This is a genomic window from Aeribacillus composti (assembly GCF_007827555.1).
GTDB lineage: Bacteria > Bacillota > Bacilli > Bacillales > Aeribacillaceae > Aeribacillus > Aeribacillus composti.
Genome location: NZ_VISS01000057.1, coordinates 1 through 8,993, shown reverse-complemented (window position 1 = coordinate 8,993; position 8,993 = coordinate 1). Strand labels below are relative to the sequence as shown.

The following is an 8,993-nucleotide window of genomic DNA, read 5'->3' as shown; positions in this document are numbered from 1 at the left end:
TTTATTTTGGAAGGAAGGGGTCCCCCTTCCTTCCAAAATAAAATCTATATTAACCAAATTATTTAATAAAAAATACTTGACTAGAGGTAAGAAAGGGGGTGTCTAATAAGTCGTTTTTACGGATTATTGACGCCCCCATTAATGTGTTAGAAACGTTGATATATCGGTGTTTATGATTTTTTGTTTTCAATGGGGATTTGACTTTCTGGACAGCCCCACTCTCCCTATGACAATCTATTATGATTGTTTTGCAAAAGCTTCGCATAATATCGGCCATGAAAATTTTCCACCACGATGCCTGCTTCAAAAAAGTCTGACAATCGTTCACTTGAAAGCAGCTCTTCTGTTCTTCCCTCAGCAAAAACCTTTCCTTCCTTTAATAACAGGGAATTGGTGAAGCAAGGCAAAATTTCTTCAACATGATGCGTCACGTACAGGATCGTTGGCGCATTTGGCCTTTTGGCAATTGTTTCAATCAGCCCTAAAAGTTCTTCTCTCGCCAATATATCAAGACCATTGCACGGCTCATCTAAAATAAGGAGCTTCGGCTGAGGCATAAGCGCCCGCAAAATCAGCACTTTTTGCTTTTCACCTTGGGAAAGGCTGTCATATGTACGCCCGCTTAGTTTTTCCACCCCGAATAGCGTCATCAATGACCCCATCTCTTCTAAATCGTGTTCATCCGGTGTTTCATATAAGCCGATTGACGCGAATTTTCCGCTCAAAATAACTTCTTCAACAAGATCATGTCCGTAAATTTTTTCTTGGAGCGATGAGCTGACAAGGCCGATTTTTTTTCGAACCTCGCGAAAATCTGCCTTTCCAAAAGTAAATCCAATGACGGAAACCGTTCCTTTTGAAGGAAACAAATAGCCGTTTAACAAATTGAGCAATGCTGTTTTCCCCGCTCCATTTCTTCCTAAAATACACCAATGCTCGCCTTCATCAACATTCCAATTTATATTCTCCAAAATATATTTTTTGTTGCGAATGAGCGAAACATTTTCAAGTGCAATCACCATACGCTTGCTCCTCTCCATACGTTACATTATAATTATTATTCCAAAAATTTCTGTTGAAGGGAAGAGAGGATCATTGAAAAATCTGATTTTTCCATCAAAAGTGTTTTCTTCTTTCTTCAGATTGGTTTAGTTCCATTAGGTATTTATGCGAGTGAAACATTTGTAAGATAAAACCGTAGAAATAATCAAAATGTTTTGTAAAGCGTAAGGGGGAACCATTGTGTCAACAGATACGATCGTTTTTTTAATCACTATGGGGTTCACACTTATCATACACGGGGGCCTGACGTATTTAGTCGTAAAGAAGCAAGATTACAGCTTAATATCGGGCTTCTACAACAGACCAGAAGAAGAACAGCAGCAATTAATTGAAAATGGTTATCCGCAGGCAATTGGTAGATTGCTGTTTTATACGTTCATCATTTTGTTCATTTCGGTCATTTTAGCACTTTTTCAAATCCCATATGGATTTGAAATAGGCATGCTGCTGTTTCTCATCGTACTGCTCGGCGGTTCGATCTATGTACAAAAATATGAACTAAAGCATAAACGGAAAAAATATTATTGGATTACCGGAATTGTTGCGGCTATTGTGATCACATTCGTTATCGTTTTAGGCTATTTGGGACTTAAGGAGCATGATGTGATCATAAATGACCGACAGTTGAAGGTAACGGGTTTATATGGGGTGGAATGGCCGATTGATGAGATTGACCGTGTGAAGCTGTTGGATGAACTTCCCGAGGTCGTTGCCAAAAGTAATGGCTTTGCGGCTTTTGATCGTTTGAAAGGATCTTTTCGGCTAAAAGAGCCATACGGTGGAGGAGGAAAATTGTTTGTTTACAAAGGGCGTGCACCGTATGTATATATCGAAAAAGATGATGATTATATCATTTTGAATCAAAAAGACAGGGACGAAACGCAAAAGCTGTATGACCAATTACTGGAAAAGATAAGCGAATGATAATAGTGCACATGGAACCCTGATCTATAAATATATAACTGGAAACTTTACAGCAATTCTCTTTTTCATGCCCGATATCCGAATATTCATTAACAGTGCATTGGAACATGTATTTAGAGGCTCCCCATTCAGGAAGCCTCTTAAATTTTCAATCATTGCTCAATCCTATCGGAAAACCTATTAATCTACTACTTTTAAAACAATTTGACCATCCTCTACTACCGCGATTTTTCGTTTCACTTCCAATCTTCCGTCATCACCGATTGATGGAATCTCGTATACGCGTTTGTCTTTTGGCAGATTATCCAGTCCATCTTGCATATGTTTGCGAATAGCTTCCGCATCGTCAACAGTTTTTGCCGCTTTCATCGCTTCAACGAAAATATACGTAGCGATATAGTTGAGCCCTGATTCAGAGCTAGGTTCATCTTTAAACTTTGCTCGATAGTTTTCGGCAAATGCCGGCGCTCCCGGATCATTAGATTTTACGAGCGGCAGCACTCCAACAGAACCTTCTAATACGTCATAGGAACCTGTTATTTTTTCCATAAAATCCAGTTTTGCCTGATCCATGATAATGAATCCGCCTTTAAATCCTAGCTCTCTAGCTTGCTTTGCCACTTTTGCGGTAGGTTCTGAAGCTCCGCCTATAAATAGAACATCCGGTTTTTCTTTAAGAGCATTTGTGACAATGGTGAAAAAGTCGGTTTCCTTTGAAAAATCAATGGATGAATGATATACAACCTTTCCGCCCTTCTTTTCCCATTGTGGAAGCAAAGTTTTTGCCCAGTCTTTCCCATATTGTGTAGACGGCGGAAGAGCGGCTAATTTTTTGCCAAACCGTTTCATAGCATAATCTGTAAAAGGTTCCACGTAGCCGTCATAACGCGGCGGTATGCCGATCGTAAGGGAGTTCCCGGCATCAGTTACATCCGGTTCACTCGTATAGGCACCAATCAAAAACTTTTCAGTCTCATTAAATACTTGAAGCGCCATCACTCCACCGCTGTGCAGCGTAAAAATAATAGGTGTTTTATATTCTTGAAGAAGCCGTTTGGCATTAGAGGCTGTTTCATTCGGCAAATATTTGTCGTCAAGAGGGACGATGTTTAATTTATAGGTTTTTCCATTTATTTCAAATCCTCCGTTGTTATTAATTTCTTCTGCGGCCATTTTTATGCCGTTCAGTGTCCGTTCTCCATATAAAGCAGCCGGTCCGCTTAAAGGACCGCTAAAGCCGATATTTACCGTTCCTTCTTCGCTTTTGCTTGATGATTCCTTCTGGCCGCCAGTAGATTGGCTTGTTTGAGAGCCCGCACAAGCTGCTAAACTAACCATCATTATGAGCAGAAGCCCCGCAGCAAAAAGACGTTTCAGTTTTTTCATATTTTTCCCTCCGGTTTTATTTTCTTAATTTTCAATAAATTAAAAAATGATTTATGCACCGAGATATGCCTTCCTTACGTTGTCATCAGCAAACAATTCCTCTGATGAACCTTCGACGACAATGGAGCCATTTTCAAGTACATAGCCTTTATGTGCAATATGAAGCGCTGCATTAGCATTTTGCTCAGCAAGTAAAATCGTCGTTTCGGTCTTGTTAATCTGTTTGATCACTTCAAACATTTGGGCAACGATGATCGGTGCGAGCCCGATTGACGGTTCATCAAGGAGCATAAGCTTCGGTTTTGACATTAACGCTCTCCCAATCGCTAACATTTGCTGCTGTCCGCCGCTTAAAGAACCTGCCAAATCGTTTCGTTTTTCTTTTAAAATCGGAAACAACTCATAAACTTCGTGTAATGTGTTTTCAATCTCTTTTTTTTGTTTGCGGTGAATAAACGCGCCCATCATAAGATTTTCGTATACGGTCATTCTTGGAAATAATTTGCGGCCTTCCGCACATTGAACAATGCCTGTTTTGACAATCTGAGCCGGGGAGCTTTGATCAATTCTCTTTCCTTCAAACATAATTTCTCCTTCTGTACACTTGTGTAAGCCCCCGATCGTTTTGAAAACTGTGCTTTTGCCGGCACCATTAGAACCCAATAAAACTACAATCTCACCTTTGCCCACTTCGATGTCGACATTTCTAACAGCCTTATATGCTCCGTACTGAACGGAAACACCCTTTAGTTTAAGCAATGGCACTCCCTCCAAGATAAGCCTTAATGACTGTTTCATTATTTTGTATTTCTTCAGGTGTTCCTTCTGCAATTTTTTTCCCATGATTCAGAACCATTATTTTATGAGCCAAATTCATCACCATTTTCATTTTGTGTTCGATCAAACAAACGGTAATGTTATGTTGAACGATTTTTTCGATTAAGTTTGCCAGCCCCTCCGTTTCTTCCGGATTGATGCCGGCAGCAGGCTCATCTAGAAAAATGATTTCCGGCTCTGTTGCAAGTGCAAGCGCGATCGCCACTCTTTTTTTCTCTTCCTGCGAAATGTTGGCGACGATCTTATTTTCCATATTGGTTAATCCGACAAACTTTAAAACTTCGAACGCTTTTTCCTTCGATTGTTCCTCCTCCCTCTTTAACCGCTTTGTAAGAAATAACGCATCAATCAGATTGGATTTTGTTCGCAAACGAAACCCGATCAAAACGTTATCCAATACATTTGCCTGTTCAAAAAGATGGGTTGTTTGAAACGTACGGGCAATTCCAAGCTTGGCAATTTTGTTGGGAGGAAGACGAGTAATGTCCTGCCCTTTAAACATCACTTGTCCTGAGCTCGGCGGATAAAAACCGCTGATCAAGTTGAAGAAAGTCGATTTGCCTGCGCCGTTGGGACCAATGATCGCATTGATTTTTCCTTTTTCAACCGAAAAATTCACATGATCTACAGCTACAAGACCACCAAATTGTTTCGTTAGCTGGCGGGTTTCCAAAAACAATGTTATCCCTCCTCCGCTCTTTGTGTGGCTGACTTAGCAGACATTGAAAGACGCTTCTTTTTTTCTTGCATTTTCATTTTCCAACTGAAAATTCCACCGACAATGCCTTTCGGATAGAAAATAATTAACAAGGTTAATAAAGGGCCAAAAATAAGCATTCTATAATCTTGAAGAAATTGGAGCTGCTGAGAAATCCAAACAATTAACAGCGTTCCAACAATCGGACCGGAAAGAGTTCCAATTCCTCCGACAAGAAGAAAGATTAAAAAATCAAATGTCATCGTTATATAACTTATATCTGGACCGATAAAACGAATAAAGGATGCATACAAAATTCCCGACAATGCAGCAAAAAAAGTTGAAAGGACAAAGGAAACCAATTTATTTTTCATTGTGGATATTCCGATCGTCTGGGCCAGCTCTTCACTGTTTCGAATGGCGATCAACGTTCTTCCTGTCAGCGAATGAACAATCCGGTACATCATGAAAATAGCAGCAAGCAGGAAAAATAAGTTAAAATAATATTGACTGACGGGTGAACGGAACGAGATAGGGCCAAGATCAGGCGGAACAGGAATCCCAATCAGACCTCTCACTCCGCCTGTTAAACTTTCCCATTTATCAATCACGAGATAAATTATATAGCCAACACATAGCGTATAAATGGCAAAAAAGTGTTCTTTTGTTTGTAAGGCAACAAGGCCGATGACCAACCCGATGATGCATGTGATCGCACATGCAAGAAAAAAGGCCAGCCAATAATGAATCTCGAATTTTACCGTTAATATCCCCAGCGAGTAAGCTCCGATAGCAAAAAAGCCTGCGTGCGCCAAAGACAAATATCCCGTATAGCCAGCTATTAAATTTAAGCCGTACACTCCGATCATCCAAATAAATGACAGCGTCATGATATGGAAAAAATAATCATTTTGAATGATGAACGGAAGCAAAAGGGCAAGGAGGACAATGCTCAATACAACAGCTTTGTGTTTGAAACGAGCTGTCATGAATGTCCCCCCTTTGCGAATAATCCGGTCGGCTTAAATGTTAAGATGAGAACGAGGAGAATAAAAGCAAAAATATCTTTATAATCGTTCGATATATATGTTGCCCCTAAGCTTTCAGCAAACCCTAAAATGTATCCGCCAATAATCGCTCCCGGGATGCTCCCCATCCCTCCAATAATAATAATGACGAACGCTTTTAAGATCACAAGATGGCCCATCCCCGGAAAGACAAGATTGATAGGGGATGACAAAGAAGCTGCAATCGCAGCAAGCGCTCCGGAAATCATAAAAGTAAGCATTGCCATTTTGTTTGTATTGATGCCGACTAAATGAGCACCCTCTCGGTTTTGGGACATCGCAATAATAGCAGATCCAATGAACGTTTTTTTCAGGAATAAAAACAGTAATATCATCACGACAACGGTAGAGATAATAATAAGAAGCCTTTGCATGGTGAACGTTAACCCCATTACGGAGACCACCTGACCATATGGGGTCGGCATTGTTTGATAGTCAGCCCCCCAAACAAATTGGGCAAACGCCTCAAGAAACAGGAGAATTCCGATTGCGGCTATTTTATCCTGTATCGGCGGAGCATCTCTTAACGGATAAAAAATTAACCGCTCCATCAGCACTCCCATCAGCCCGACTATTACCATGGAAATCATGATGGCAATCCAATAATACAGCCCAAATTTTGTCATCATGGTTAATGTTATATATCCCCCCATCATATAAAGGGCTCCGTGGGCAAAGTTAGGGATATGCAAAATGCCGTATACAAGCGTTAATCCTAAAGCAACCAAACTGTAAACGCTTCCAACCGTTAGTCCATTAAAGATCTGCTGCGCAAAAATCTCCATCATTCTCCCCCTTTCGCAGAATGAAAACATTGCTTACAACAAATTGCGACAAATTAGTTACCCGCCGTTTTTTTCTTTTCTTCCTCTTGAAGCTGGCGCCATAAAATTTTGCCGCTGCCTGTGACAGGCAACTCTTTTCTAAATTCAACATAGCGAGGATACTTGTAAGCAGCCATATGCTTTTTTGACCATTCAATCATATCGTCAACACTTATTTTTCCTTCATAACCTTCCTCTAAAACGATAAAGGCTTTAACAGTTTCTCCTCTTTTCGGATCGGGAATTCCGATTACACATGCTTGCTTAACAGCTGGATGTTTATAAAGGTACGACTCTATTTCAGACGGCCATACTTTAAATCCAGATATATTAATCATTCGTTTGACTCGATCGACGATGAAGAAATATCCATCATCATCATAACGTTCTAAATCCCCTGTTCGAAAAAATGTTTTTCCATCCAATTCGATAAAGGCTTTGCGATTTTCTTCTTCTCTGTTATAATAGCCGACCATCACTTGCGGACCATGAACGATAATTTCTCCTACTTCGCCAACTCCTAGTTCTTGCAGTGTTTCCGGATCAATAATGCGAGCATCCACATCAAAAGTCGGGATGCCGAGACATTGCCATTTTGGCCTGTCAGAAGGATTCAAGTGAGTTTGCGCAATGGTTTCAGAAAGACCGTATCCTTCGATAAAATGCAGTCCGGTCATTTTATACAGCTTCTCTCCCAGCGCTTCAGGAAAAGCCGCTCCTCCTCCTGAAATAGAAGTTAAGGAAATCAAATCTTCCGCTTTTAGGCTAGGATTGGAAAGGAAATCAACAAGCATCGTGCTGATCGTAACCCAATGAGTGCATTTTTGGCTTTTGATCAGCTCAACTGCTGCTTCTCGATCCCATCTCGTCATGATCACGATCCGGCTTCCTGCAAAAATTGGTAAATGCATGCCCATGATCATGCCTGTTACATGAAACATTGGCAAAGTTGCAAGATGAACCGTATTTGCTGTTGCCCGAGCCCAATAATATCCTCCAACAATGTTGGCTTGGACGGTCTTGTTCGTATGCATACAACCTTTTGGCACACCAGTAGTACCGGATGTATATGGAATAACTGCTAAATCTTCAGGCAAGGCAAAATGTTCGCCTGGAATATCATTCGCCTGAATGGTATCCATCCATAGAAACTGGTTATAACTGTTAAAACGAATTGGAGGCATTTTCACTTCTTTTGGCAGCTTGCCATCAAACCCAACTCCAACATAATCCGAGTATGCTGCGATGAGAAGCTTCGTAAGAGATGTGTTGTGGAGCAGCGGTTCAACCTTTTCATTTAATTCCTGACCGATAATGGCAGTTTTTATTTCAGCATCTCGAATATAAAACTCCAGCTCCTTTGTTGTCAGCATAGGGTTAATGGGAACGACAACTGCATTTGCTCTTATGATTGCATAGTAGGCAATGATAAATTGCGGGGAGTTTTGCATAAACAATAAAACTCGTTCTCCTTTTAATACATTGAATTTTTGCTGTAAAAAACCAGCTATTCGATTTACTTCTTCATCCAGTTGGCGATACGTGATCGAACGGCCGTAATAATAGATAGCTTCATGATCAGGATAGCGTCTTGCTGTTATTTCTAAATTTTCGTAAATAGAAGTTTCCGGAACCGTTAACGATTTCGGAAGTTTAGGCCAAAATTTGTGATGAAGTGTCAGCAAACGGACCACTCCTTCATGAAATATATTCAAGAAAGCATAAGAATTTAAAAAACAATGATTAATATTTTATCTAAAAAAAACTCTATTGATTATTGGCAAAAAGAAAGGGGAAATCTTTTTAAATATCTAACATCTGCCCATTTAACACTTTTAAAATAAAATTTTGCAAGTTTTCCTCCGAAGCTTTCCCCTTCAGAATAAAATCAATTGTCACCCGTGAAATTGCAAATTCCCACTGCGGAAAATGCTTTTTAATCCTCTTTGCATTCCGATTTCAATCAATGTTTGACCTCGTTTCCCCTTTCTTTCAATGCTGTGGAAGCTAAACGACGCATGTTTTTTAGGAAATTGTTGTAATATGCCTATAGGCGATTTCAGGCAAATTTACGGTGCACCTCAATTTCTTCTTTAGTTTCACTGTAGATGAGCAAATTCACTAACATAAATTTACATCCGAACAAAAAAGGAGACATGAACCCGATTCCTTGATTAGAATAGATGTGTCACCAAA

General features: G+C 40.1%; 8 protein-coding genes. 1 reads left to right on the top strand and 7 read right to left on the bottom strand.

Annotation, left to right across the window (positions count from 1 at the left end; all coding sequences use genetic code 11):
* Positions 1-224: 224 nt before the first annotated feature.
* Positions 225-1,022 carry an ABC transporter ATP-binding protein gene (locus FB379_RS17945; RefSeq protein ID WP_144598553.1) on the bottom strand — a complete coding sequence of 266 codons (798 nt, stop codon included), beginning with the start codon at positions 1,020-1,022 and terminating at the stop codon, positions 225-227.
* A gap of 220 nt (positions 1,023-1,242) precedes the next feature.
* On the opposite strand from FB379_RS17945, the gene FB379_RS17940 reads away from it, so the two are divergent.
* Complete coding sequence (locus FB379_RS17940; protein ID WP_242009367.1) at positions 1,243-1,986, top strand: DUF3784 domain-containing protein; 744 nt, start codon at positions 1,243-1,245, stop codon at positions 1,984-1,986.
* A gap of 180 nt (positions 1,987-2,166) precedes the next feature.
* On the opposite strand, the gene FB379_RS17935 is transcribed toward FB379_RS17940, so the two are convergent.
* Genes FB379_RS17935 through FB379_RS17910 form a run of 6 tightly spaced genes read right to left on the bottom strand, consistent with a single transcriptional unit; the run spans position 2,167 to position 8,482 of the window.
* Positions 2,167-3,372 carry an ABC transporter substrate-binding protein gene (locus FB379_RS17935; RefSeq protein ID WP_144598552.1) on the bottom strand — a complete coding sequence of 402 codons (1,206 nt, stop codon included), beginning with the start codon at positions 3,370-3,372 and terminating at the stop codon, positions 2,167-2,169.
* A 51-nt stretch (positions 3,373-3,423) separates the two neighbouring features.
* Entirely contained in the window at positions 3,424-4,131 is a 708-nt protein-coding gene (locus tag FB379_RS17930) for an ABC transporter ATP-binding protein (protein WP_066248684.1), read from the bottom strand.
* Entirely contained in the window at positions 4,124-4,888 is a 765-nt protein-coding gene (locus FB379_RS17925; RefSeq protein WP_063386883.1) for an ABC transporter ATP-binding protein, read from the bottom strand. Before FB379_RS17925 ends, FB379_RS17930 begins: the two co-directional genes overlap by 8 nt.
* 2 nt (positions 4,889-4,890) lie before the next feature.
* Positions 4,891-5,895 (bottom strand): branched-chain amino acid ABC transporter permease, encoded by a 1,005-nt coding sequence (locus FB379_RS17920; protein WP_144598551.1) that lies wholly within the window; start codon positions 5,893-5,895, stop codon positions 4,891-4,893.
* Positions 5,892-6,758 carry a branched-chain amino acid ABC transporter permease gene (locus FB379_RS17915; RefSeq protein WP_144598550.1) on the bottom strand — a complete coding sequence of 289 codons (867 nt, stop codon included), beginning with the start codon at positions 6,756-6,758 and terminating at the stop codon, positions 5,892-5,894. Before FB379_RS17915 ends, FB379_RS17920 begins: the two co-directional genes overlap by 4 nt.
* A 53-nt stretch (positions 6,759-6,811) precedes the next feature.
* Complete coding sequence (locus FB379_RS17910; protein ID WP_144598549.1) at positions 6,812-8,482, bottom strand: long-chain fatty acid--CoA ligase; 1,671 nt, start codon at positions 8,480-8,482, stop codon at positions 6,812-6,814.
* Positions 8,483-8,993: the final 511 nt, after the last annotated feature.

Excerpts from the sequence above, each read along its gene's own strand:
- FB379_RS17935 (WP_144598552.1), bottom strand. The coding sequence starts at position 3,372 with ATGAAAAAACTGAAACGTCTTTTTGCTGCGGGGCTTCTGCTCATAATG.
- FB379_RS17915 (WP_144598550.1), bottom strand. The coding sequence starts at position 6,758 with ATGGAGATTTTTGCGCAGCAGATCTTTAATGGACTAACGGTTGGAAGC.
- FB379_RS17920 (WP_144598551.1), bottom strand. The coding sequence starts at position 5,895 with ATGACAGCTCGTTTCAAACACAAAGCTGTTGTATTGAGCATTGTCCTC.
- FB379_RS17945 (WP_144598553.1), bottom strand. The coding sequence starts at position 1,022 with ATGGTGATTGCACTTGAAAATGTTTCGCTCATTCGCAACAAAAAATAT.